The following is a 24,011-nucleotide window of genomic DNA, read 5'->3' as shown; positions in this document are numbered from 1 at the left end:
CAATCCGTTGAACGTCGTACCCGAACGGGTGGCGCTGAATCTCGATGAAGCCTAAACAACCACACGCCCCGTGAGGGTCATGCCAGCCTGGGTGCTGCGGAGCAGGACGGTCAGGGGGCCGAGGTCGACAGGCAAGGACGAGATGAGCATTTCCACGCGGGGCCGCCGCGCTGCAGCACGCCATCGGGCCGGCAGGCGAGCCAAGGGTGAGGCTCCCCGTCGCTCCGTAGACCTCCTCCCCGCAGGCCGGCACGAGCCGGACCCGGACCGCCTCAGCTGGTCACTCTTTCGGGGGGTCCCCCAGCTGACCGTTGCCTCCGACGTGCTGGCGTGCCTGCTCTCCTTCCTGTTCTGGCGGCCCGACTGGGCCGTGGGCCTGGGCACCACCGTGTGCCTGCTGCTCCTCTTCGGCAGCAGCAAGCTCTACCGCTCGCGACTGAACCTGTCGGTGCTGGAGGACCTCCCCGGCATCCTCGGCCGGGTCATCATCGCGTCCGCGTTCACCGGCCTGATCGTCTCGATCGCGCGCAAGGAGGGGGTGTGGTCGTCCTCGACCAGCAACCACCCGCTGACGTTCGCCGCGACGGTCTTCCTGCTCGTCATGGTCGGTCGGCTGATCGCCTACACCCTGATCCGGTGGGCCCGCGCCCGGCGCCGCGTGGGGCACCGCACGCTCGTCCTCGGGGCGGGCTTCGTCGGCCGCGAGATCGCGAAGATCCTGATGGACCACCCGGCCTACGGGCTCAATCCGGTGGGCTACCTCGACGCCGACCCTCGCGTGCTCGAGGTGCACCCGACGGTCGACACCTCGCTGCCGGTCCTCGGCACGGCCGACAGCCTCGAGGAGATGATGATCGAGCACCACGCGCACGTCCTGATCGTCGCCTTCTCGTCGGTCAAGGAGCACCAGATGGTCGACATGATCCGGACCTGCGACAAGCTGGACGCCGAGCTGTTCGTCGTGCCACGGCTCTACGAGCTGCACCACGTCGAGGGCGACATGGACACCGTCTGGGGCGTCCCCCTGGTGCGGCTGCGCCGGGCGGCGCACCGGTCCTGGACCTGGCGGATCAAGCGCCTGCTCGACGTGCTGCTGTCGGGCTTCGCGGTGCTCGTCCTCAGCCCCCTCATGGGTCTGCTCGCGCTGGGCTGCCGGCTCGACGGCGGGCCCGGCATCATCTTCGAGCAGGACCGGGTCGGCGTCGACGGCGAGCCCGTGCGGGTCATGAAGTTCCGCTCCATGCGTCCGGTCAACGACGCGGAGTCCCAGACCAACTGGAACATCGCCAACGACAAGCGGCTGTCGGCGTGGGGCAAGTTCATCCGCAAGACCTCGCTCGACGAGCTGCCGCAGCTGTTCAACATTCTGCGCGGCGACATGAGCGTCGTCGGTCCGCGACCCGAGCGGCCCTACTTCGTCCAGCAGTTCGGGGAGCTCTACCCCTCCTACCACGCACGCCACCGCGTGCCGTGCGGGCTGACCGGCTGGGCCGCCGTCAACGGGCTGCGTGGCGACACCTCCATCGAGGAGCGCGCCCGGTTCGACAACTACTACATCCAGAACTGGTCGCTGTGGCTGGACGCCAAGATCATCCTGCGCACCGTCGGCGCCGTCATCACCGGGGCGGGTGGCTGATGCGGGTCCTGCACGTCAGCCAGCCCACCGAGGCCGGCGTCCCGAACGTCGCCCTGGCCCTGGTGGCCGACCAGGTCGCGCGGGGCTTCGAGGTGACCGTCGCCTGCCCGACCGACGAGGGCTACCTCGCCGCGCGCGCCGCCGAGGCGGGTGCCACCGTGCGGCACTGGGCAGCGACCCGCTCGCCCGGCCCGTCGTCCCTGGCCGAGGCGCGCTCGCTCGCGGCGATCGTCGCCGACGTCGACCCCGACGTCGTGCACCTGCACGCCTCTAAGGCCGGACTCGCCGGTCGCCTCGCGGTGCGCGGTCGCCGGCCCACGATCTTCATGCCGCACGCCTGGTCGTTCGAGGCCGTCACGGGCCCGGTAGCCCGTGCCTCGGCCCTCTGGGAGCGGCTCGCCACGCGCTGGACCGACCTCACGCTCTGCGTGAGCGAGCAGGAACGGCGGACCGGAGCCGCCGCCCGTTGCCTCGCCCGACGCACCGTGGTCGTCCCGAACGGCGTCGACACCGACCGCTGGGTGCCGCGCGACCGTGAGACGGCCCGCGCCGAGCTGGGCATCGGGCCCGTCCCGCTGGCCGTCGTCGTCGGTCGACTCGCCCGCCAGAAGGGTCAGGACGTCGCCATCGCCGCCTGGCCCGCCGTCCTCGAGCACCTGCCCGGCGCCCAGCTGGTCCTCGTCGGCGACGGTCCGGACCGGCCCGCGCTCGCTGCTCAGGTCGGGATGGCCGGTCTCGACGACTCGGTGCGGCTGGTGCCGGGCGGCGACCCCACCCCGTGGTTCGCCGCCGCCGACGTCGTCGTCCTGCCGTCCCGCTGGGAGGGCATGCCGCTGGTCGTTCTCGAGGCCATGGCCGGCGGGCGCAGCGTCGTGTGCAGCGACGTCGCCGGCATGTCCGAGGCGCTCGGCGCCAGCACCCCCGTCGTCACCCCCGACGACCCCGCTGCCCTCGCCGACGCCCTGGTCGTGCGCCTCACCGACCCCGGCCTCGCCGCCCTCGAGGGCGAGCGCAACCGCGCCCGGGCCGTCGAGCGCTTCGACGTGCGCGCCGCCAACGCCCGCGTCGCCGAGGTCGTGGCTGAGCTGGCGTAGGCGTCTGGCTGTCGGCGGCTGCCGCCGTCGCTGGTCGCGTCGGGTGCCTCGCGTGCTCTACCGGGGCGCGGGGCCTGGGAATCCGCGCAGGTTGGCGTGAGGTGCGGGGGTTTGCGTGAGGTGCGGGGGTCCGGGAGGGCGGCGTGTCACGGGTTCGTGCGCGTAGTCCCGGTGGGCACGTGTGCCGCACTGGCCGAGGGGTCTGCCGGGGCGCGCATCAGCACCCAGGTACCACCCGGAGGACGGACCAGGGTCAGCCGGCCTTCTTGGCGGGGGCCTTCTTGGTCGTCTTGGCCGCGGTCGTCTTGGCTGCGCTCGACTTGGCGGCCGCCTTCTTGGTCGTCGCCTTCTTGGCTGCGGACTTCTTGGCGGGCTTGGCGCCCGAGCCGTCAGCGCCGTCAGAACCGTCAGCGTCGTCCGAGTCGTCGGCGCCAGCCTTCGCGGCCTGACCGGACCCGGATCCGGCGCCCGACCCGCCCTCGCCGCGAGAGGCCTTGGCCCGGTCTACCGAGCGCTGGAGGGCGGCGAGCAGGTCGACGACCTCGCCGCTGGACTCGGGGGCCTCGGGGCTGGGGGCCTCGACCGCGTCGCCGCCGGCGAGCTTGGACTTGACCAGTCCCTCGATGGCCGCGCGGTAGTCGTCCTCGTAGTCGTCGGCGTCGTAGTCGCCCACCATCGTGTCGATGAGCAGCTCGGCCATCTTGCGCTCCTGGTCGGTCGGCTCCGGGATGTCGTCGAGGACGCCGAAGTCGGGGGAGCGGATCTCGTCGGGCCACAGCATGGTCTGCAGGACGATGACGCCGTCGCGGACGCGCAGCACGGCGGTCGTGAGCCGCTGGCGCACCGAGATCGTGACGATGGCCATCCGGCTGGTGCTCTCGAGGGCCTCGCGCAGCAGGGCGTAGGGCTTGACCGCGGCCGGGTCCGGCTCGAGGTAGTAGGACTTGTCGAGCAGCATCGGGTCGATCTCGTCGGCGGGCACGAACTTGTCGACCGCGATCTCGCGCGAGCTCTTGAAGCCGAGGGAGGCGATCTCCTCGTCGGTGATCACGACCATGCGCCCGTCGGGGGCCTCGAAGCCCTTGGCGATCTCGCTGTAGGGCACCTCCTCGCCGTCGGCCTGCGCGATCCGCTTGTAGCGGATGCGGGACCCGTCGGACTTGCGCACCTGGTTGAAGGAGACGTCCTTGTTCTCCGTCGCCGAGTAGAGCTTGACGGGCACGCTGACCAGCCCGAACGAGATCGCGCCCTTCCAGATGGCCCGCATGTCCACTCCTTCGTCCGTCGGCCGGTTCCTGCCCAGGTGGGAAGCCTCTCATAGGTCAGGATGAGGCATGCGCCCGATGCTCGCCAGCCCCGGCCGGTCCATCCCCACCGGCCCCGCGTGGGTCCACGAGGTCAAGTGGGACGGCATGCGGGTGCTCGCCGACGTGCGCCCCGACCGGGTGCGTCTCTCTGCGCGGTCCGGTGCGGACGCGACCGTCCGCTTCCCGGAGCTGTGCGGCCCCGGGGGTCTGGAGGGGGTCTACGAGGACCTGCTGCTGGACGGCGAGGTCGTCGCACTGCGCGACGGTCGTCCGTCGTTCGGAGCGCTCGCCGAGCGCATGCACGTCAGTGATCCTTCGGTAGCCCGTGCGCTCGCCGCCACGCTGCCCGTCACCTACGTCGTGTTCGACGTCGTGCGGGTCCTCGGTCAGGACGTGACCGGCCTGCCGCTGCGCGACCGCCGCGCGCTGCTGGAGCAGCTCGACCTGGCCGGACCACACGTGCAGGTGCCGCCGACCTACCCCGACGGTGGTGCGCTGCACGCGGCGACCCTCGACCAAGGGCTCGAGGGGATCGTGTCGAAGGCGTTGGACAGCCCCTACCGGCCGGGCACCCGGAGCAGCGAGTGGCTGAAGTTCCCTCACCGACAACAGCGTTCGGTCGTGGTGGGTGGCTGGCGCACGGAGACGGGCTCGGCCAGCCGCCTCGGTGCCGTGCTCGTCGGCGCGCCGGTCGAGGGTGGGCTGGCCTACCTCGGTCGCGTCGGCAGCGGCCTGGCGGGTCGGGCCGGCGAGACGTTGCTCGCCGATCTCAGCGGACTGGTCTGCGACACAAGCAGCTTCGTCGACGAGGTGCCTCGTGAGGACGCCGCCGGTGCGCGTTGGGTGCGCCCCGAGCTCGTCATCGAGGTCCGCTCGCTCGGGCTGGGTGCCGGCGGCCGGTTGCGCCAGTCCTCTTATGTAGGAACGCGACTCGACCTGGCGCCCGGCGACCTCGAGCCGTAGCGACAGGGGCGGGCCACGGCCTCAGCGCACCCGCAGCAGCCGGGGCAGCAGGGTGCAGGCGGTGGCGCGAAGGGTGGTGAGCGCATCGGGCACGCCGCTCAGGTGGCGCAGCAGAGCCTGCTCGAACACGCCGTCGAGCATGGGGTAGGCGACGGCGACCGGCACTGCGAGAGAACGACCGTCGAGCTCGGCGTAGCGCTCCAGCACCCGCGCCACCATGTCCTGCAGCGTGGCGTCGATGGCGAGCGCGTCGGGCCGCAGCGCGGGGTCGAACATCGCCTGGGTGCGGAGGTCGTACCAGAGGCGGTGCATGGGCGCCTCCTGCTCGATCGTCTCGACGAGCTCGTCGGCGAACCGCTCGACCAGCTCTGCGGCAGTGGCCGACTCGCTCACCACTGTGTCGTAGCGCGTGACGCACTGGCGCTTGTAGTGGCGCACGCAGTAGGTGATCAGCTCGGTCTTGTCGGCGAAGTAGTAGTGCACGAACCCGTGGCTGAAGGGGGAGTTCTGGGCGATCTCGCGCAGCGAGGTGCGGGCGTAGCCGAGCTGGCCGAGGGTGACCAGCGCGGACTCGGCCAGCTGGTCGCGGCGCTCGCGAGACTTGCTCTCGCGTCCGCGCGTCGCGGACGCTGCAGTCACTGTCCCCATGCGGCCAGCGTTGCCCCGCGCCGGCAACGCGTCTTGACGATAGGTCGTGACGACTGTCAAGAGTTGGGCCAGCCTGGGGCCACGACGGGTCCAGCGGAGGGCCTGTGACGGCAAAGGAGCCAGCCCATGACGTCCTACGACCTCGCCGGCCGGGTCGCCCTCGTGAGCGGCGCCGCCCAGGGCCTCGGTGAAGGGATGGCCAAGGCGCTGGCCGCCGCCGGCGCCCGCGTGATGATCGCCGACGTGCAGGAGGCGGGAGCGGACACCGCCCGAGCGCTCGGCGAGGGCCATGGCTACGTGCACCTCGACGTCACCGACGACGCGAGCTGGGCGGCCGCGGAGGCCGCGACCGTCGACCAGCTGGGCGGTCTCGACCTGGTGGTCAACAACGCCGGCATCGAGATCACCAGCCTGATCACCGAGCTCGACCCCGAGCAGGTGCGCCGCCAGCTCGACGTCAACGTGCTCGGCACCGCCCTCGGCATCAAGCACGGGCTGCTCGCCATGCGCTCGGACGGCATTGCGGGACAAGGGGGTTCGATCGTCAACATCTCGTCGGTCTCGGCGACGATCGCGTTCCCCGGCATCGCGGCCTACAGCGCGACGAAGTCCGCCGTAGACCGTCTCACCCGCGTCACTGCCGCCGAGAGCGGGGCGCTCGGCTACGGCGTGCGCGTCAACTGTGTCTACCCCGGGCTGGTCCCCACCGCGATGGGTCAGGGATTCGCCCACGACGTCGCCGCGATCGGGCTGTTCGACAGCCCCGAGACCGCCGTCGGCGCCGTCGTCGGGCTCACCCCGAGCGGTCGCCTCGGCACGGTGGAGGACATGGCCGACGCGGTCGTCTTCCTCGCCTCCGACGCGGCCCGGTTCATCAACGGCGCGGGGCTGCCCGTCGACGGCGGCATGGGCATGTAGCCCGACCACGGACCGCCCGGCAGCACATCCTGAATCCCCGACCCGAGGAGCACCCATGAGCACCAGCAAGCCCGTCATCGTCTACGGCGCCTCCGGCTACACCGGCCGGCTCGTCTGCGAGTCCCTGCGTCAGTACAACGTCCCGTTCGACACCGTCGGGCCGGTCAGCAAGTACGGCCCCGAGGTCGTCCAGGCCGCTCTCGCGGCGGGGCTGCACTACACCGACACGACGGGAGAGCAGGACTGGCTGGTGCGCTGCGACGACGAGTGGGGCGAGGAGTTCGCCGCGAAGGGGCTGCTGCTGTCGCCCGGCATCGCGCACATGTACACCGTCGGGGAGATCGCTGCCCAGATCGCGCTCGAGAAGCCGGGTCTGGACACCCTCGACATCGCCGTGTTCTGGGGCGGCAGCCCGACCATCGCCTCCACCCAGACCATCCTTGTCAACGCGGCGACCGCGAAGGCGTACTACCTGCAGCAGAACGAGCTCGTCGAGTTCGACCCCGACCAGGGCCTCGTGCCGCTGGTGGTGCCCGGTCAGCACGAGCTCGCCCTGTCGCTGCCCTGGGGTGGCACGAGCCACCCGATCTGGTTCCGCCGCGACCCTCGGGTCGCGAGCTGCAAGGCGCAGGGCGGGGTGTTCAACGCCGCGCTGATGCACGGCGTGCCGCAGATCGTCGCCGGCGCGCTCGAGGCGACCAAGGACATGAGCCCCGAGGACCGTGACGCGGCGCTCACCGCGACGGCCGCCCAGGTCATGAATGTCATGCCCCCGCGCGAGAACCCGCGGATCAACAAGTCGCTGGACTCGGTCCACGCGTCCGGTCCGCTCGGTCGGCGGCACGTCGTGATCCACGGCAACAGCAACTACAAGCAGACCGGTCTGCTGCAGGCCTACGCCGCCTACTCCCTGCTCCAGCAGCCGCCGCGCCGCGTCGGATTCGCCTCGGGCTGCCAGGCTTTCGGCCACCGCGAGCTGCTCGGCGTCCTGCGCGGGTTCGGTCTCGTCAGCGAGCCCGTCGTCACCACGGCGGACAGAGGCGCGCGATGCGGGTCGTCGACTTCCTCCACAAGGTGCGTCCCTCGGGCCGGACCAGCCGTGCCTGACCACCGACGGCGAGAGCCTGAGCTACGGCCAGGTGCAACAGATCTCGCGCAACGAGGCCGGCGAGAACCGCGAGCTGCTGGCGCTGTTCGACGCCCAGGTGGTGCTCTTCCAGGAGTCGTTCGCGCCCCTGGTGGCCAAGATCTGCGCCGATCTGCCCACGGCGCACACGTGGGTCTGTCTGGATGCTGACGTGAGCAGCGTTGTGCCGCAGTCGATCACGTGGGAGTCCTTCCTGCAGCGCGGCGCCGAGCACGCCGACCACCCCGACCACCCCGACCGGGCCAACCGCGTCGACCACGCCAACCGCGTCGACCGCCAAGCCGTGGACGATCTGGCCATGCTGGTGGGCACGGGCGGCACGACCGGGCGGCCCAAGGGCGTCATGCTGACGGGCGCCAACGTCGAGACGATGAGCGCGATCACGCTGATGTGCCACCCGTTCTCGGGGCGGCCGGTCTACCTCGCCCTGGCGCCGCTGACGCACGCCGCCGGGGTGCTCTGCTTCCCGGTGCTGTGTGCGGGCGGCGAGATCGTGATCATGCGCACGCCCGACGTGGGCGGGTTCCTCGACCTGGTCGAGCGGCACGGGGTGACGCACACCTTCCTGCCGCCCACGCTGATCTACATGGTGCTCGGCCACGAACGCCTCGACTCGACGAATCTGGCGTCGCTGCAATGCTTCTGGTATGGCGCGGCCCCGATGTCGGTGGCCCGCCTCGAGGAGGCGCTGACCCGGATCGGACCGGTGATGGCGCAGCTGTTCGGGCAGACGGAGGCGCCCATGATGATCTCGGCGCTGCCGCCGGCCGAGCACTTCGACCCGGACACCGGCGCGGTCGCCACCGGGCGGCTGGCGTCCGCCGGTCGCCCGACCCCGCTCGTCACGGTGGCGATCATGCGCGAGGACGGCAGTCTCGCCGACCCGGGCGGGTTCAACGTCTACTCCACCGAGGTCGAGCAGGCCGTCATGGAGCACCCCGACGTCCGCGACTGCGCGGTCGTGGGCCTGCCGGACGACAAGTGGGACGAGCGGGTCGTCGCGGTGGTCCAGCCGCAGCCCGGCGCCGACGTGGACCCGGGCGCCCTGGTCGACTTCGTCAAGGAGCGGATCGGCAGCCTCAAGGCGCCCAAGCAGGTGCACGTGTGGGACGACCTGCCCCGGTCCAAGGTCGGCAAGGTGCTCAAGACGGACATCGCCGCAACCCTGAAGGGCGACGGCTAGGCTCGGCCCATGCCGGACCCGCGCCACCCCGTGACCGTCGAGGTCGACGGCCGCACGCTGCGGCTGACCAGCCTCGACAAGGTGCTCTACCCCGCGACCGGCACGACCAAGGCGGAGGTCATCACCTACCTCACGCAGGTGTCCGGGCCGCTGCTGCACCAGCTGCACGACCGCCCGCTGACCCGGCTGCGCTGGCCGCACGGCGTCTCGGGGGAGTCCTTCTTCGAGAAGAACGTCCCCAAGGGCGCCCCCGGCTGGATCCGCACCGTCACCGTCGACTCGCCCGGCTCGACCCGCGGGCACGAGCGCGTGGTCTACCCGCTCGTGGACGACGTCGCCGGCCTGACCTGGCTCGGGCAGGTCGGTGCGCTCGAGCTGCACACCCCCCAGTGGACCGTAGACCTCTCCGCCGACAGCCCCAGCGAGGTCTCCCGCGGGGCCGACCGGATGGTGATCGACCTCGACCCCGGGCCGGGTGCCGGGCTGCACGCCTGCGCCCAGGTGGCGCTGCTCGTGCGCGAGCGCCTGAGCGCCGTCGGCCTCACCACGCTGCGCCCGGTGACCAGCGGCTCCAAAGGCTTGCAGCTCTACGCCGAGCTGCCCGACCGCTGGCCGTCCGACCAGGTGCGCGAGGCGGCGCGGCTGCTGGCCGAGGGGCTCGCGAGCGAGCACGCCGACCTGGTCGTCTCCTCGATGGCGAAGGTGCTGCGCCCCGGCAAGGTCCTGCTCGACTGGTCGCAGAACGTCGCCGCCAAGACCACCATCACGCCCTACTCGCTGCGCGGGAAGCAGCCCGCGCCGTTCGTCGCCGCCCCGCGCACCTGGGCCGAGGTGGAGCGCGGCGCGGACGGCGAGCGCTTCGAGCAGCTCGGACCGGCGGACGTGGTCCGTCGCCTCGACGAGCTCGGCGACCTGATGGTCGGCTGACGCCTCGCAGGTCACCCCCTGACGCCCCTCGCAGGACGCCCCTCGCGCGGCACGGGTGAGGTCGGTCTCACCCGTCGCCCGCGACTTGCTCTGGTGAGGCAGGCCTCACTAACTTAGGGCTACCTAACGTCCCAGGAGGCTGTCCGTGTTCGCCAACTACCTCATCGGTCTGCGTGAAGGGCTCGAGGCGTCGCTGGTCGTCGTCATCCTCGTCGCCTACCTCGTCAAGACCGGGCGCACCCACCTGCTCGGACGCATCTGGGCCGGCGTCGCTGCGGCCATCGCCATCTCGCTCGCGTTCGGCGCCCTGCTGACGTACGGCCCGCGCGGGCTGACCTTCGAGGCGCAGGAAGCCATCGGGGGTGGGCTGTCGATCCTCGCGGTCGGTTTCGTCACCTGGATGATCTTCTGGATGGCGCGCTCGGCACGCACCCTCTCCGGCGAGCTCAAGGGCGCGCTCGACAAGGCCGCCGAGGGCAGCCGCTCGGCGCTCGTCGTCGTCGCGATGCTGGCCGTCGGCCGCGAAGGCCTCGAGACGGCGCTCTTCCTCTGGGCCGCCACCCAGGCCGCGTCCCGCGACAACGCCTCCACCACCGCCCCGCTCGTCGGGGCGCTGCTCGGCCTGCTGACCGCCGTCGCGCTCGCCTTCGCGGTCTACAAGGGCGCGCTGCGCCTCGACCTCGGCCGGTTCTTCGCCTGGACCGGCGGCTTCCTCGTGCTCGTCGCGGCCGGCGTCCTCTCCTACGGCGTGCACGACCTGCAGGAGGCCGGCATCCTCCCCGGCCTGCACACCCTCGCCTTCGACGTCAGCCACGTCATCGAGCCGTCCTCGTGGTTCGCCACGCTGATCAAGGGCACGCTCAACCTTGCCCCGGCCATGACCGTGCTCGAGGTCCTCGTCTGGGTCGCCTACGTCGTCCCCGTCCTCACGCTGTTCATCCGCGCCATCCGTAGACCGTCCCCACAGCCCCAGCCCGCGGCCGCGGCCGGCAGCTCCACCGCGACCGCCGGCTCCACCGCGACCGCCGGCTCCACCGCGACCGCCGGCTCCACCCCCACCCCCACCACCTCCAGCACCCCCTCGAAGGAGTCCGTCCGGTGAACCTCTCGACCCGCAGCCGCCTCTCCAGCGCTGTCCTGGCTGCCGGCCTGATGTGCACGGCCACGGCCTGCACGACCAACAACCCGGGCGGGGTGACCGGCGGTGGCACCCAGGCGGCCGGTGGATCGGGCGCGCTCACGGTGTCCTCCACCGACACCGAGTGCAAGGTCAGCGCGGCCACGGCGCCGTCGGGCAACATCGTCTTCTCGGTCACCAACGACGGCTCGAAGGTCACCGAGTTCTACCTGCTCGCCGACGACGGCCTGCGCATCGTCGGCGAGGTCGAGAACATCGGTCCGGGGCTCAAGCGCGACCTGGTCGTCAAGGCTGCCCCGGGCAAGTACTTCACCGCCTGCAAGCCCGGCATGATCGGCGACGGCATCCGCGCCCCGTTCACGGTCACCGACTCCGGCGCGGACCTCGCCGCGACCGGCGCCGACAAGGAGCTCGTCGACACGGCCAACCAGCAGTACGCCTCCTACGTCAAGGACCAGACCGAGCAGCTGTCCGCCAAGACGGCGCAGTTCGTGGCGGCCTACCGGGCGGGCGACGACGCCAAGGCCCGCTCGCTCTACGCCGTGGCGCGCACGCACTGGGAGCGTATCGAGCCGGTGGCCGAGTCGTTCGGTGACCTCGACCCCAAGATGGACCTGCGCGAGGCCGACCTCGAGCCGGGCCAGAAGTGGACCGGCTGGCACGTCATGGAGAAGGACCTGTGGCCGCCGAAGACGGGCTACCAGGCGCTCACCACCGCGCAGCGGGCCGCCATGGCGGACCAGCTGACCGCCGACACCAAGACGCTTTACGACCGCACCCGCTCGATGACGTTCACGGTCGACCAGATCGGCAACGGCGCCAAGTCGCTGCTCGACGAGGTCGCGACCGGCAAGGTCACCGGCGAGGAGGAGGCCTGGTCGCACACCGACCTGTGGGACTTCCAGGCCAACGTCGACGGCGCGCGGGTCGCGTGGGAGGGCCTGCGCCCGATCCTGAAGAAGAAGGACGCCGCCCTCGACGCGTCGATCGCGCTGAAGTTCTCGGCGCTGCAGAAGCTGCTCGACCAGCACAAGCAGGGCGACGGCTTCGTCACCTACGACAAGCTCACGAAGGCGCAGGTCAAGGACCTGTCCGACGCCGTCAACGCGCTGTCCGAGCCGCTGTCGAAGCTCGCCGGCGCGGTCACGTTGTGAGCGAGCGGGAGGTCTCGCGGCGCGGTCTGATCGGCTTCGCCGGTGCGACCGTGGCGGTCGGTGCTGCCGGCTTCGCCGGCGGGCGGGCGTCAGCGGCCGAGGCGAGCGACGGCGCGGACGGCTCCGGCAACGGCGCCACCGCCACCGGCCCGACCCAGCAGAACGCACCGGCCAGCCACCCGTTCTACGGCACGCACCAGTCGGGCATCGTCACCCCGGCGCAGGACCGGCTGCACTTCGCAGCGTTCGACGTCACCTCGACCTCGCGCGACGACCTCGTGGCCCTGCTGACCGCGTGGACGGCGGCCGCCGCCGAGCTGACCGCCGGCCGGCCCGTCGGCGGCGACCCCACGTCCTACGACTCGCCGCCCAACGACACGGGGGAGGCCGAGGGGCTGAGCGCCGCGCGCCTCACGCTGACGTTCGGCTTCGGCCCCAGCCTGTTTCGGGACGCGGCGGGCAAGGACCGCTTCGGCCTCGCCGCCCGGCAGCCGGTGCTGCTGAAGCGGCTGCCGCACTTCCCGGCCGACGCCCTGGACCCCCAGCGCAGCGACGGCGACCTGTGCGTCCAGGCCTGTGCCGACGACCCCCAGGTCGCCGTGCACGCCATCCGCAACCTGTCCCGCATCGCGATGGGCACCGCCGCGCTGCGCTGGTCGCAGCTCGGCTTCGGGCGCACCTCCTCGACGTCCACGACCCAGCAGACCCCGCGAAACCTGTTCGGGTTCAAGGACGGCACGGCCAACCTCAAGGCCGAGGACCCGGCCATGCTCGACCAGCACGTGTGGGTCGGCGCGGGTGACGACCCGAAGGCCGACTGGCTGGCTGGCGGGTCCTACCTCGTCGCCCGCCGGATCGCCATGCACATCGAGACGTGGGACCGCGCCTCGCTGCGCGAGCAGGAGAACCTCGTCGGTCGGGACCGGCCGGCGGGTGCGCCGCTGTCGGGCGGCACCGAGTTCAGCGAGCCGAACTTCGCGACCAAGGGGCGCGAGGACAAGCCGCTGATGGCGATGAACTCCCATGTGCGGATGGCACATCCGACGCAGAACGGCGGTGTGCGCATGCTGCGCCGCGGCTACAACTACACCGACGGCAACGACGCGCTGGGCCGTCTCGACGCCGGCCTGTTCTTCCTCGCCTACGTCCGCGACCCGGCCAAGCAGTACATCCCGATGCAGACCAAGATGTCCCGCCAGGACGGGCTGATGGAGTATCTCCAGCACCGCGCCTCGGCGCTGTTCGCGATCCCGCCCGGGGCCGCGCAGGGTGAGCACATCGGTCAGGCGCTGTTCAGCTGAGCGCGGTGTCTCAGGTCAGTGTCGACGCTGACATCGCCCGCACCAGTAGAGATTTCGCCCGGCGACGACCTGGGAGCGCACCTTCGAGCCACAGACGAGACACGGCTCGCCGGTGCGCTTGTAGAGCCAGAAGCGGCGCTCGAAGTGCTCGCCGAGCCGACGCCCGGTGAGCTCGGTCTGCACGGTGTCGGCGTCGCCGGCGGCGATCAACGCCTCGGCCTCGTCGATCTGGTCGTCCATCGTCAGGATCTGGTTGTAGGTCAACCCGATCCGCAGCAGCCGCACCAGATCGGCCCACATCGCGTCGAAGGTCTTGCGCTTGAGGGCGTTGCCGGGGGTGAACGGGTCGACGCGGTGCCGGTAGAGCACCTCGCAGCGATAGACGTTGCCCACACCGGCCAGCACGGCCTGGTCCATCAGCAGCTCGCCGATCCCCTTGCGGGAGCGCTGGATCCGCGTCCGCGCGCGCTCCGGGTCGGCGTCCTCGCGCAGCGGGTCGGGGCCGAGCCGGGCGAGGATGGCGTCCTGCTGCTCGGGGGTGATGAGAGCGCACACGTTGGGGCCACGCAGGTCGGCCGTCGCGAGCTCGCCCGCGATCCGCAGCCGCACCTGACCCGTGACGGGGTTGAGAGCGGCGGGGCCGGGGTGCACGACCCACGAGCCGATCAGGCCGAGGTGGACGTTGACGACGGCGTCCCCGGTGAACTCGACGTCAGGTGCTTGCCCGCTGCGCTGGCCGACACCAGCTCGCGGCCCTGCAGCAGCGCGGCCGACTCGGCGAATCGCCCCTGAGGGCTGGACACCTCGGGCCGGGTGCCGCCGAAGGCGTGCTCGATCCGACCGGCGATGGCGTGGATGGTGTGACCCTCGGGCATGCCGCCGACCCTACCGTCCACCCGCAGCCGGCCCGCAGGCCACGAGGTGGGCCCGCGCACGGCGGACCCACCTCGTGGGGCGAGCGGACGGTCTACTGGAGGGTGGTGAACAGCGGGTGGTCCGCCGCGCAGGTGCGGTCGCCCGACGGCAGCGCACCCGTGAGCAGGTAGGTGTTGCGGATCTTCGCGGCGCAGGTGCTGCCGGTGAAGGCGCTGTGACCCCAGTTCTTCACGGTCACGAGCCGGCTGCCCGGCGAGAGGGCGCGCAGCGCCTGGGCTCCCGACAGCGGGGTCGCGGGGTCGTGGGTGGTGCTGAGGACCAGCAGCCCCTTGGCCGGCTTGGTCGTGAACGGGCCGTAGTAGGCGCTGCGCGACTGGCCCGGCCATCCGGGGCACGCCACCGACGCCCAGCCCCACGCGGAGCCGAATCCCGGTGCGACAGAGTCCATCCGCTTGGTCGCGCCGATCCAGGTGCGCGCGTTCTGCGGGTTGAGGGAGTCGGAGCACAGGACGCCCTCGAACGCCACCATGGCGCCATACTGCGGCTCGTCCGCGTCGGGCCCGTCAGCCCACATCCCGATGCCGCGGGCCTTGGTCTGCTTCGCCAGCGCCTGCACGCGCTGGTAGGACGTGGTCGCGACCTTGCGGGCGGTGGCGCTCGCGGCGCGGGCCTGGGCCGGCGTCTGCTTGCGCGTCGTCGCGGGGTCGGGCAGCACGCTGACCCGCAGGTCGTGGATCGCCGTGATCAGCTCCGGCACGCTGTCGGCGTCGTAGAGCGCACCGAGGATGGTGTTGATGAACGAGTCGTAGGTGAGCGGCCAGGTGTTCTCACCCTCGCCCATCATGACGGGGCCGGCCTTGAGCCGCTTCTGCAGCGCGGCGTAGTCGGCGCGGATCGTCTGGTGCTCCGGGCACCGGGCCGCCCGGACCCGCTCGCACTCGGTGAACGCCGCCGTCAGCGCCTCCTGCGCGCCGATGTGGGAGCGGATCCGCTCGGTCACTGGGACGGTGGACCCCTGGTTGTTGCGGCCGGTCGACCACGCGACTGGGTCGAGGACGCCGTCGACAGCGACCGCGCGCACCTTCGACGGGAACAGGTTGGCGTAGGTCGCCCCGAGGTAGCTCCCGTAGGACACGCCGTAGTAGGTCATCGACGGCTGCCCGATCGCCCGGCGCACCAGGTCCAGGTCGCGCGCGGAGTCGGCCGTGGACATGTGGTCCAGGATCCGCGGCTCGGGCGAGCTGCACGTCTTGCGCAGCCAGCTGGCGTAGGCCAGGGCCTGCTCCTGCTCCGCAGCGGTCACGGGGAACGAGAACGTAGGCATCGGAGGCTCGGTCTTGCTGGTGCAGATCGCGGGGTCGGCCTGTGTGAGCCCCCGAGGCTCCACAGCGAGCAGGTCGAGGCGGGCCCGCACGTCGGCGCCCATCTGCTGGGCGAACATCGGCAGCGCGTAGACCGCTGACCCGCCGGGACCGCCGGGGTTGGTGAAGACCGCCCCCACCTTCTGCGACTGCTTGTCGGCGGGGCGCCGCGCGAGGTCGATCGTGATGGTGCCGAGGCTGTAGTCCGCGTAGTCGAGCGGGGCCTCGATGGAGCCGCACTGGTAGCCGGTCATGCAGCGCTTCCAGACGATCTTCGGGGTGGTGGCGGCGGCCTTGGCGCGGGCGATGCGGGCGGTGCGGCCGGGGTCGTCCTTCGCCGGCACTGCATCGGAAGCACTTGCCACGGGTGGCGCGAGGCCGACGGCCAGACTGGCCAGGACGGTGCCGGTGAGGCCGGTGAGCAGGACGCGCGAGGGGCGTCGGACGGATCTGAACATGCGAGTCTCCCTCTGCTTCGTCGACCCGAGGTGTCGCGCGGCGGTCCGCACTGAGCCGACGTGGTCACGACGGCCGATGGGTACCAGCTCCGGTTCCCCCGCCCGAGTGATGGACCTAGTGTGGAAGGGTCATCGGGCGCGTGCAATAGGTAGCGCTACTCACCCTTTCGACGCAGCGATAGACCCCGCCTCCACGCTTCCTCAGGAAGCGGGCGACGGGGTCTACAGCTGGTGGAGGGAGGGGCGGTTACCAGTCTCCGCCGACGGCGGGCTGGCCGTGCACCTGCCCGGTCTCCTCCGGGTGCTTCTCGAGGCGGCTGTTGCGCTGGGAGTAGAGGAAGTAGATGAGGAAGCCGAGGGCCATCCAGATCACGAACCGCATCCAGGTCTCGAGCGACAGGTTCAGCATCAGGTAGACCGCGGCGAGCGCGGCGAGCCATGGCACGAACGGGCTCCCCGGCACCTTGAAGGCGCGCTTGAGGTCGGGGCGGCGCTTGCGCAGGATCGGGACTGCGAGCGACACCAGCGTGAAGGCGGCGAGGGTGCCGATGTTGACCATCTCCTCGAGCTTGCCGATCGGCGTCAGGGAGGCCACCAGCGCGACGAGCGTGCCGATGATGAGCGTGATGCGCACCGGGGTGCCGGTCTTGGCGCTGGTGTGGCTCAGCCACGGCGGCAGCAACCAGTCGCGGGACATGGCGAAGACGACGCGGGTGGCGCCGATCATCAAGGTCATGACCACGGTGCAGAGGCCGGCCACCGCGCCGGCGGAGATCACGGCGGCGGCCCAGTTCTGCCCGTGGTCCTCGAAGGCGGTCGCGAGCGCCGCCTTGGGGTTGAGGTGGTCGTAGGACACCATGCCGGTGACGACGAGCGCGACCGAGATGTAGAGGACGGTGCAGATGACCAGCGAGGCGATGATGCCGATCGGCAGGTCACGCTGGGGGTTGCGGGCCTCCTCGGCCGTGGTGGCGACCACGTCGAAGCCGATGTAGGCGAAGAACACGAGCGCCGCGCCGGCGAAGATGCCACCCCAGCCGTAGGTCGTCGGGTTGATCCCGAAGAGGGTCTGGACGAGCGGCTCGTGCAGCACGCCGGCGCTGCCCGAGGCCGGCGTCTGCGCCGGCGGGATGAACGGGCTGTAGTTGGCGAGGTCGACGAACCGCAGGCCCATCACGATGACGAACAGCACGATGAACAGCTTGAGCGCCACGAGCACGAGGTTGACCCGCATCGACTCCTTGATGCCGATGGCGATCAGGATCGTGAGCGCTGCGACCAGCACGAACGCCGCCAGGTCGAAGCGCGAGCCGGGCGCCACGGCTGCCGGGAGCGAGATGTTCGCGTGGCCGAGGAGCACCTCGAAGTACTGCGACCAGCCCTGGGCCACCACGCTGGCACCGAGCATGAGCTCGAGCAGCAGGTCCCAGCCGATGATCCAGGCGACCAGCTCGCCCAAGGTGGCGTAGGAGAACGTGTAGGCCGAGCCGGCGACGGGCACCGTCGAGGCGAACTCGGCGTAGCACAGGGCTGCCAGGCCGCAGGCGAGGGCGGCGACCGCGAACGAGATGACGATGGCCGGACCGGCGTAGTCGGCCGCCGCGCGTCCCGTCAGGGTGAAGATGCCGGCGCCGATGATGACGCCGATGCCGAAGACCGTGAGGTCGAGGGCGGAGAGGTTCTTCTTCAGCTGGTGCTCGGACTCGGTCGTCTCGGCGATGGACGCCTCGATCGACTTGGTCCTCATGATGCGGCTCATCGGCCGGCTCCCGTCTGTCGTGCTGCTGTCCCCCATACAGTGCCCCCCCGACCGGCCGTCGCGGAAGACGCGGGAGCGTTCTCGACCCGATCGGATATCAGATCGTGAGCAGGCGCCGCCCGCAGCGAATCCTTGTTGCAAACGATTGGCAGCAAGCGAGTAGGGTTTGGCTCATGCACCTTCCTGACGGATTTCTCGACGCGCCCACGTCGATCGCGACCGGAGTGCTCGCCGCCGGTGCGGTGGCGATCAGCCTGCGCAAGGCCGAGCGGGGCCTCGGGGCGGCGGGTCCGGCGCTCGCCGGGCTGGTGGCCTGCTTCGTCTTCGCGGCGCAGATGGTCAACTTCCCGGTCGGGGCCGGCACGTCCGGGCACCTGCTCGGCGGGGCGCTCGCGGCCGTGCTGGTCGGTCCGTGGGCGGGCACGTTGATCCTCGCGGTCGTGCTCCTGGTGCAGGGCGTCTTCTTCGCCGACGGCGGGCTGACCGCGCTCGGCTCCAACATCACCTTGATGGGGATCGTCGGCGTGTGGAGTGGCTACCTCGTCACCCGGGCGGTCCTCGCCGTGCTGCCCAAGCGGGTGACGTCGATCGTGCCCGCCGCCGCGATCGGTGCATTCCTCTCCGTCCCGCTCGCTGCTCTCGCGTTCGTGGCTCTGTATGCCATCGGCGGCGCCGCGCCCATCCCGCTCGGTGCGCTCGCCTCGGCCATGCTCGGCTGGCACCTGCTGATCGGGGTGGGGGAGGCGCTGATCACGGCGGCCGTCCTCACCGCCGTCGTCGCGAGCCGGCCCGATCTGGTCTACCTCGCTCGTGGGCTGCGGCCCGACCTCGTCGTGGTCGGGGCAGACGGCGTAGAGCGTCGGGTCCCGGCCGAGACCGCGTCCGCCGGCGGCGGGCGTCGGCTCGGCTCCCGCGCCATCGCGCTCAGCCTCGCCGTCACGCTGCTGATCGGCGGTGGCCTGAGCCTGCTGGCGAGCGCCAGCCCGGACGGGCTCGAGCACGTGGCCGCGACCCTGGGGTTCGAGCACCTGGCCACCGAGCACGCTACGGCGACAGGGCCGTTCGCCGACTACGACATCCCGGGGCTCGGGGCGCTCGGCCCGGTGGCGGCCGGCATCGTGGGCGTCCTGCTCACCCTCGGCCTCGCCCTGGCGGTCGGCTGGGTCGCCTCGCGGCGCAGCCGGTCCACGCTCGGCTCCGGGTCCACCGGGGCAGGCACCGGCAGCACCGGTGCCGGCAGCAGCAGCGCACCGTCCGAGACGAGCACCTCCGACACCACCACGGGCCGTCGATGACGCTCGTGGTCGGTCCGCCCAGCCACGCCGGCGCTCAGGGGGGCGCCGGCGAGGGCTCGGGCACCCTCGCGAGCGGCCACCTCCCCGGTCACGCGCACGGCCACGTCGGCCTGGGCGCGCCCGAGGAGGGGCTGCTCGTCATCCGCGACACCGTGGTCCACCGGCTGCCGGCCCAGGTGAAGCTCGTCGCCGTCGTCGCCTTCGTCCTGGTCGTGGTGGCCACCCCGACCGGACGCTGGGGCGCCTTCGCGGTCTACGCGCTGCTGCTGGCGGGCGTGGTCGCGGTGGCGCACGTGCCCGCCCGTCTGGTGCTGCGCCGGATGCTGATCGAGGTGCCGTTCGTGGTGTTCGCCGCCGTGCTGCCGTTCGTGGCGAGCGGGCCCCGCGTCGAGGTCCTCGGGGTGTCGGTGTCCGCCACCGGGCTGGTCGCCGGCGCCACCATGCTGCTCAAGGCGACCCTCGGTGTCGTCGCGGCGATCGTCCTCGCGGCCACCACCGCGCCGCGCGAGATGCTCGCCGGGCTGGAACGCCTGCGCCTGCCGGCCCTGCTGGTGGCCATGCTGTCCTTCATGATCCGCTACCTCGCCGTCGTCACCGGCGACCTGCACCGGATGCGCGTCGCGCGCGAGTCGCGCGGCGACACCGGCGGTCGGGTCGGTCAGGCGGCCGCCGTGGCCGGGACCGCCGGCTCGCTGTTCGTGCGCAGCTACGAGCGCGGTGAGCGGGTCCACCAGGCCATGCTCGCCCGCGGTTACGCCGGTCACCTCCCGGCGCTCGTCTCCGGTCGAGCGGCCCGCGCCCGCGAGTGGGCGCTCGCCGCCTCGCTCCCTGTCGCCACCCTGGTCACCCTCGTCCTCTTCGTCAGCGTGGTGCCCCGGTGAGCGGTGCCCCTGCGGGCGGTGCCTCTCCGAGTGGCGCCTCCGCGAGCAGCCCCGCGCTCGCCGTCGACGGCCTGGCCTTCGCCTACCCCGACGGCCGCCAGGTGCTCTACGGGGTAGACCTCGAGGTCGCCCAGGGCGAGCGGGTCGCCCTCCTCGGCCCCAACGGAGCCGGCAAGACCACCCTGCTGCTGCACCTCAACGGCATCCTCGGCGCCGTCTCGGGGGGCACGGGCGCGGGCTCGATCCAGGTGTCCGGGCTGCCGCTGCGCAAGGACACCGTGGGGGAGATCCGGCGCCGCGTCGGCATCGTCTTCCAGGACCCCGACGACCAGCTGTTCATGCCCACGGTGGCCGACGACGTGGCGTTCGGCCCCGCCAACCTCGGGTTGCGCGGCAGCGAGCTCGCCGACCGCGTGCACCACGCCCTGAGCCAGGTGGGCATGGCCGACCAGGCCGACCGGCCGCCGCACCACCTGTCCTTCGGGCAGCGACGCCGGGTCGCCGTCGCCACCGTGCTCGCCATGGAGCCGGAGATCCTCGTGCTCGACGAGCCGTCCTCCAACCTCGACCCCGCCTCGCGCCGCGAGCTCGCCGACATCCTGCAGTCCCTCGACGTGGCGGTGCTCATGGTCACGCACGACCTGCCCTACGCGCTGCAGCTCTGCTCGCGGTCGCTGCTGCTCGACGGCGGCCGGATCGTGGCCTCCGGCGCCACCCGCGACCTGCTTGCCGACGACGCGCTCATGCGCGCCCACCGCCTCGAGCTGCCCTACGGCTTCGACCCGCTCTCGGTGCCCGCCGCCCCCGCCGTCGAGCGCTGAGCCCGGCCGCGTCCGACCCGTCGAGCGCTCCCCGGGGTGCCCGTGCGGACGCGGCGTCGGGGCAGGCTACGGTGGGTGCCAGCCCAACCAGGAGGATCCAACGATGCTCATCGGAGTGCCCGCCGAGAGTCAGGACGGCGAGCGCCGTGTCGCCGCGACGCCCAAGAGCGTGGCGGCCCTCGTCCAGCTCGGTTACACCGTCGTCGTCCAGCGGGCCGCGGGCCGACGCGCGAGCTACGCCGACGCGGCCTACGCCGAGGCCGGCGCCACCATCAGCGAGGTCCGCACGGTCTGGGGGGACAGCGACGTCATCATCAAGGTGAACCCGCCCAACGACGCCGAGCTCGCCGCGATGAAGCCCGGCGCCACGCTGATCAGCCTGCTCGCCCCCGGCATCAACCTCGACCGCGTGGAGTCGCTCGCCGCCCGACCGATCACCGCGCTCGCGATGGACGCCGTCCCGCGCATCTCCCGCGCGCAGGCCCTGGACGTGCTCTCCTCGATGGCCAACATCGCGGGCTACCGCGCGGTCGTCGAGGCGGCCAACGAGTTCGGCTCGTTCTTCACCGGCCAGGTCACGGCCGCGGGCAAGGTGCCCCCGGCCAAGGTCCTGGTGGTCGGCGCCGGCGTCGCGGGTCTGGCCGCGATCGGCACCGCCCGCTCGCTCGGCGCCATCGTCCGGGCCACCGACGCGCGGCCCGAGGTCGCCGAGCAGGTCGAGTCCATGGGCGCGGAGTTCCTGCCCGTAGACATCTCCGACCAGCAGGTCTCCACCGACGGCTACGCGCGCGAGACGTCCGCGGACTACGACGCAGCCGCCGCCCGGCTCTACGCCGAGCAGTGCCGCGACGTGGACATCATCATCACCACCGCACTGATCCCGGGCCGGCCCGCGCCGCGCCTGATCACCGCCGAGATGGTCGCCTCGATGAAGCCCGGCTCGGTGATCGTCGACCTGGCCGCCGCCAACGGCGGCAACGTCGAGGGGTCGGTCGCCGACGAGCTCGTCACCACGCCCGGTGGCGTCACGATCATCGGCTACACCGACCTGGCGGGTCGGTTGCCCACCCAGGCCTCCCAGCTCTACGCCACCAACGTCGTCAACCTGCTCAAGCTGATGACCCCCGGCAAGGACGGCCGGCTGGTGCTCGACCTCGACGACGTCGTCGTCCGCGGCATGACGGTCCAGCACGACGGTGAGACGCTCTGGCCGCCACCGCCCATCCAGGTCTCGGCGGCCCCGGTCGCTGCCACGGGGTCTACCGGATCGACGGGCCCGTCGGGGTCCACGGGCTCGACAGGGGCCGCGGGGTCGGCGGACTCCGCCGTGGCCACGAAGCCCTCGACCACCCGGCGCCCGCTGCTCATCGGGCTGGCCGCGCTTGCGTTCCTCGCCATCGCCGCGGTGTCGCCCGAGCCGTTCCTCGGGCACTTCATGGTGTTCATGCTGTCGGTCGTCATCGGCTACTACGTGATCGGCAACGTGCACCACGCGCTGCACACCCCGCTCATGTCGGTGACCAACGCCATCAGCGGCATCATCGTCGTCGGCGCGCTGCTTCAGGTCGGCCACACGGGGTGGGCGGTCACGGCGCTGGCGTTCGTCGGGATCCTGCTGGCCAGCATCAACGTCTTCGGCGGGTTCACCGTCACCCAGCGCATGCTGGGCATGTTCACCAGGGGTGGCAAGGCATGACGCTCGCACTCACCGCGCTGCAAGGCGCCTACATCGTCGCGGGCCTGCTGTTCATCCTCAGCCTCGCCGGCCTGTCCAAGCACGAGACCGCCAAACGCGGCAACCTCTTCGGCATCGTCGGCATGACGATCGCGCTCATCATCACCATCCTCGCCGCGGTCGGTGGCGTCGACGCCGTGGGGACCGCCGGTGACCGCCCCGGTGCCGGTGGGGTCGGGCTGGCGCTCATCCTCGTCGCCATGGTCATCGGTGGCACGATCGGCGTGCGGCTCGCGCGCACGGTGGCGATGACCGGCATGCCCGAGCTCATCGCGCTGCTGCACAGCTTCGTCGGGCTCACCGCTGTGCTCGTCGGGTGGAACTCGTTCTACGAGGCGCCCGGCGCCTACCCCGGGATCCACTACGGCGAGGTCTACGTCGGGATCTTCATCGGTGCCGTGACGTTCACCGGCTCGATCGTCGCGTACCTCAAGCTGTCCGGGCGGATGAAGTCGGCGCCGCTGATGCTGCCCGCCCGGCACCTGATCAACCTCGGCGCGCTGGTGGCGGTCGTCGTGCTGATGGTCGCGTTCCTCGGCCAGCAGCACCACCTCGCGGTCGCCGCCGGGCTGCTCGGGCTGATGACGCTCGTCGCGCTGCTGCTCGGCTGGCACCTGGTCGCCTCGATCGGCGGCGGCGACATGCCGGTCGTCGTGTCGATGCTCAACTCCTACAGCGGGTGGGCGGCGGCGGCCGCGGGCTTCATGCTCAACAACGACCTGCTCATCATCACCGGCGCCCTCGTCGGCTCCTCCGGTGCCTACCTGTCCTACATCATGTGCCAGGCGATGAACCGTTCCTTCATCTCCGTCATCGCCGGTGGGTTCGGCTCCGACGGCGCGGTCGTGGCCGGCGGCGAGCACGACCAGGGCGAGCACCACGAGATCAGCGCCGTCGAGGTGGCGGACCTGCTCAAGAACGCCTCGTCGGTGGTCATCACTCCGGGCTACGGCATGGCGGTCGCCCAGGCGCAGTACCCCGTCGCCGACCTCACCAGCAAGCTGCGCGCCCAAGGGGTCGACGTCCGGTTCGGGATCCACCCGGTCGCCGGCCGCCTGCCCGGGCACATGAACGTGCTGCTCGCCGAGGCCAAGGTGCCCTACGACATCGTCCTGGAGATGGACGAGATCAACGACGACCTCGCCGACACCGACGTGGTCCTGGTCATCGGGGCCAACGACACGGTCAACCCCGCCGCCCTCGACGACCCCGGCTCCCCGATCGCCGGCATGCCCGTCCTCGAGGTCTGGAAGGCCGACCAGGTCGTGGTGTTCAAGCGCTCGATGAACACGGGGTACGCCGGCGTGCAGAACCCGCTGTTCTTCAAGGACAACACCTCGATGCTGTTCGGCGACGCCAAGGAGCGGGTCGAGGACATCCTCAAGGCGCTGTAGCGCGTGCGACCGGCT

Annotated in this window: 21 protein-coding genes; 15 read left to right on the top strand and 6 right to left on the bottom strand. The window is 71.6% G+C overall.

Annotated features, from left to right (window positions below):
- The first annotated feature begins 142 nt into the window (after positions 1-142).
- Together MM440_RS01455 and MM440_RS01450 are read left to right on the top strand one after the other, a co-directional pair.
- Positions 143-1,636: an exopolysaccharide biosynthesis polyprenyl glycosylphosphotransferase gene (locus tag MM440_RS01455; protein WP_241441422.1), complete on the top strand. Its 1,494-nt coding sequence runs from the start codon at positions 143-145 to the stop codon at positions 1,634-1,636.
- On the top strand, positions 1,636-2,730 hold the full coding sequence (locus tag MM440_RS01450; RefSeq protein WP_241441421.1) for a glycosyltransferase: 1,095 nt from the start codon (positions 1,636-1,638) through the stop codon (positions 2,728-2,730). The genes MM440_RS01455 and MM440_RS01450 overlap by 1 nt, the downstream gene beginning before the upstream one ends.
- 253 nt (positions 2,731-2,983) lie before the next feature.
- Here MM440_RS01450 and ku read toward each other — a convergent pair whose 3' ends face one another.
- Positions 2,984-3,997, bottom strand: a complete 1,014-nt coding sequence (ku, locus tag MM440_RS01445) for a non-homologous end joining protein Ku (RefSeq protein WP_241441420.1) — start codon at positions 3,995-3,997, stop codon at positions 2,984-2,986.
- 67 nt (positions 3,998-4,064) lie between these two features.
- On the opposite strand from ku, the gene MM440_RS01440 reads away from it, so the two are divergent.
- Positions 4,065-5,000: an ATP-dependent DNA ligase gene (locus MM440_RS01440; RefSeq protein WP_241441419.1), complete on the top strand. Its 936-nt coding sequence runs from the start codon at positions 4,065-4,067 to the stop codon at positions 4,998-5,000.
- A 21-nt stretch (positions 5,001-5,021) separates the two neighbouring features.
- Here the strand turns inward: MM440_RS01440 and MM440_RS01435 are convergent, their stop codons facing one another.
- Positions 5,022-5,648, bottom strand: coding sequence for a TetR/AcrR family transcriptional regulator (locus tag MM440_RS01435; RefSeq protein ID WP_241441418.1), 627 nt, complete (start codon positions 5,646-5,648; stop codon positions 5,022-5,024).
- Between the two features lie 126 nt (positions 5,649-5,774).
- Here MM440_RS01435 and MM440_RS01430 point away from each other — a divergent pair, with 126 nt between their 5' ends.
- From MM440_RS01430 to efeB, 7 genes are all read left to right on the top strand, one after another.
- Positions 5,775-6,566 (top strand): SDR family NAD(P)-dependent oxidoreductase, encoded by a 792-nt coding sequence (locus MM440_RS01430; RefSeq protein ID WP_241441417.1) that lies wholly within the window; start codon positions 5,775-5,777, stop codon positions 6,564-6,566.
- Positions 6,567-6,621: 55 nt separating this feature from the next.
- On the top strand, positions 6,622-7,863 hold the full coding sequence (locus MM440_RS01425; RefSeq protein ID WP_241441416.1) for a DUF5938 domain-containing protein: 1,242 nt from the start codon (positions 6,622-6,624) through the stop codon (positions 7,861-7,863).
- On the top strand, positions 7,772-8,896 hold the full coding sequence (locus MM440_RS01420) for an AMP-binding protein (protein WP_420914123.1): 1,125 nt from the start codon (positions 7,772-7,774) through the stop codon (positions 8,894-8,896). Before MM440_RS01425 ends, MM440_RS01420 begins: the two co-directional genes overlap by 92 nt.
- 9 nt (positions 8,897-8,905) lie before the next feature.
- On the top strand, positions 8,906-9,823 hold the full coding sequence (ligD, locus tag MM440_RS01415; RefSeq protein WP_241441415.1) for a non-homologous end-joining DNA ligase: 918 nt from the start codon (positions 8,906-8,908) through the stop codon (positions 9,821-9,823).
- A gap of 145 nt (positions 9,824-9,968) precedes the next feature.
- Entirely contained in the window at positions 9,969-10,925 is a 957-nt protein-coding gene (gene efeU / locus MM440_RS01410; protein WP_241441414.1) for an iron uptake transporter permease EfeU, read from the top strand.
- Between the two features lie 50 nt (positions 10,926-10,975).
- Positions 10,976-12,115, top strand: a complete 1,140-nt coding sequence (efeO, locus tag MM440_RS01405; RefSeq protein ID WP_277626220.1) for an iron uptake system protein EfeO — start codon at positions 10,976-10,978, stop codon at positions 12,113-12,115.
- Positions 12,112-13,416 carry an iron uptake transporter deferrochelatase/peroxidase subunit gene (efeB, locus tag MM440_RS01400; protein WP_241441412.1) on the top strand — a complete coding sequence of 435 codons (1,305 nt, stop codon included), beginning with the start codon at positions 12,112-12,114 and terminating at the stop codon, positions 13,414-13,416. Before efeO ends, efeB begins: the two co-directional genes overlap by 4 nt.
- 15 nt (positions 13,417-13,431) lie before the next feature.
- On the opposite strand, the gene MM440_RS01395 is transcribed toward efeB, so the two are convergent.
- The 4 genes from MM440_RS01395 to MM440_RS01385 all read right to left on the bottom strand — a co-directional run bounded on the left by MM440_RS01395 (position 13,432) and on the right by MM440_RS01385 (position 17,858).
- The gene (locus tag MM440_RS01395) at positions 13,432-14,067 is read right to left on the bottom strand and encodes an Fpg/Nei family DNA glycosylase (protein ID WP_338155587.1); all 636 of its coding nucleotides are present in this window, start codon (positions 14,065-14,067) and stop codon (positions 13,432-13,434) included.
- A gap of 14 nt (positions 14,068-14,081) precedes the next feature.
- The gene (locus MM440_RS17170; protein ID WP_338155586.1) at positions 14,082-14,291 is read right to left on the bottom strand and encodes a hypothetical protein; all 210 of its coding nucleotides are present in this window, start codon (positions 14,289-14,291) and stop codon (positions 14,082-14,084) included.
- 92 nt (positions 14,292-14,383) lie between these two features.
- Positions 14,384-16,111, bottom strand: coding sequence for an alpha/beta hydrolase (locus tag MM440_RS01390; protein ID WP_241441411.1), 1,728 nt, complete (start codon positions 16,109-16,111; stop codon positions 14,384-14,386).
- A 247-nt stretch (positions 16,112-16,358) separates the two neighbouring features.
- The gene (locus MM440_RS01385; RefSeq protein WP_241441410.1) at positions 16,359-17,858 is read right to left on the bottom strand and encodes an amino acid permease; all 1,500 of its coding nucleotides are present in this window, start codon (positions 17,856-17,858) and stop codon (positions 16,359-16,361) included.
- A gap of 185 nt (positions 17,859-18,043) precedes the next feature.
- Here MM440_RS01385 and MM440_RS01380 point away from each other — a divergent pair, with 185 nt between their 5' ends.
- The 5 genes from MM440_RS01380 (at position 18,044) to pntB (ending at position 23,996) form a co-directional block, all read left to right on the top strand.
- Positions 18,044-19,165: an energy-coupling factor ABC transporter permease gene (locus tag MM440_RS01380; protein WP_241441409.1), complete on the top strand. Its 1,122-nt coding sequence runs from the start codon at positions 18,044-18,046 to the stop codon at positions 19,163-19,165.
- The gene (gene cbiQ / locus MM440_RS01375) at positions 19,162-20,046 is read left to right on the top strand and encodes a cobalt ECF transporter T component CbiQ (RefSeq protein ID WP_241441408.1); all 885 of its coding nucleotides are present in this window, start codon (positions 19,162-19,164) and stop codon (positions 20,044-20,046) included. Before MM440_RS01380 ends, cbiQ begins: the two co-directional genes overlap by 4 nt.
- Positions 20,043-20,867 carry an energy-coupling factor ABC transporter ATP-binding protein gene (locus tag MM440_RS01370; RefSeq protein ID WP_241441407.1) on the top strand — a complete coding sequence of 275 codons (825 nt, stop codon included), beginning with the start codon at positions 20,043-20,045 and terminating at the stop codon, positions 20,865-20,867. The genes cbiQ and MM440_RS01370 overlap by 4 nt, the downstream gene beginning before the upstream one ends.
- A 103-nt stretch (positions 20,868-20,970) precedes the next feature.
- Positions 20,971-22,563, top strand: coding sequence for a Re/Si-specific NAD(P)(+) transhydrogenase subunit alpha (locus MM440_RS01365; RefSeq protein WP_241441406.1), 1,593 nt, complete (start codon positions 20,971-20,973; stop codon positions 22,561-22,563).
- Positions 22,560-23,996 carry a Re/Si-specific NAD(P)(+) transhydrogenase subunit beta gene (gene pntB, locus MM440_RS01360; RefSeq protein ID WP_241441405.1) on the top strand — a complete coding sequence of 479 codons (1,437 nt, stop codon included), beginning with the start codon at positions 22,560-22,562 and terminating at the stop codon, positions 23,994-23,996. The genes MM440_RS01365 and pntB overlap by 4 nt, the downstream gene beginning before the upstream one ends.
- Positions 23,997-24,011: the final 15 nt, after the last annotated feature.

The sequence above is a fragment of the Arsenicicoccus piscis genome (assembly GCF_022568835.1).
Lineage (GTDB): Bacteria > Actinomycetota > Actinomycetes > Actinomycetales > Dermatophilaceae > Arsenicicoccus > Arsenicicoccus piscis.
Note: the sequence above shows the minus strand (reverse complement) of the source record. Positions and strands in the feature narration are given on the sequence as shown.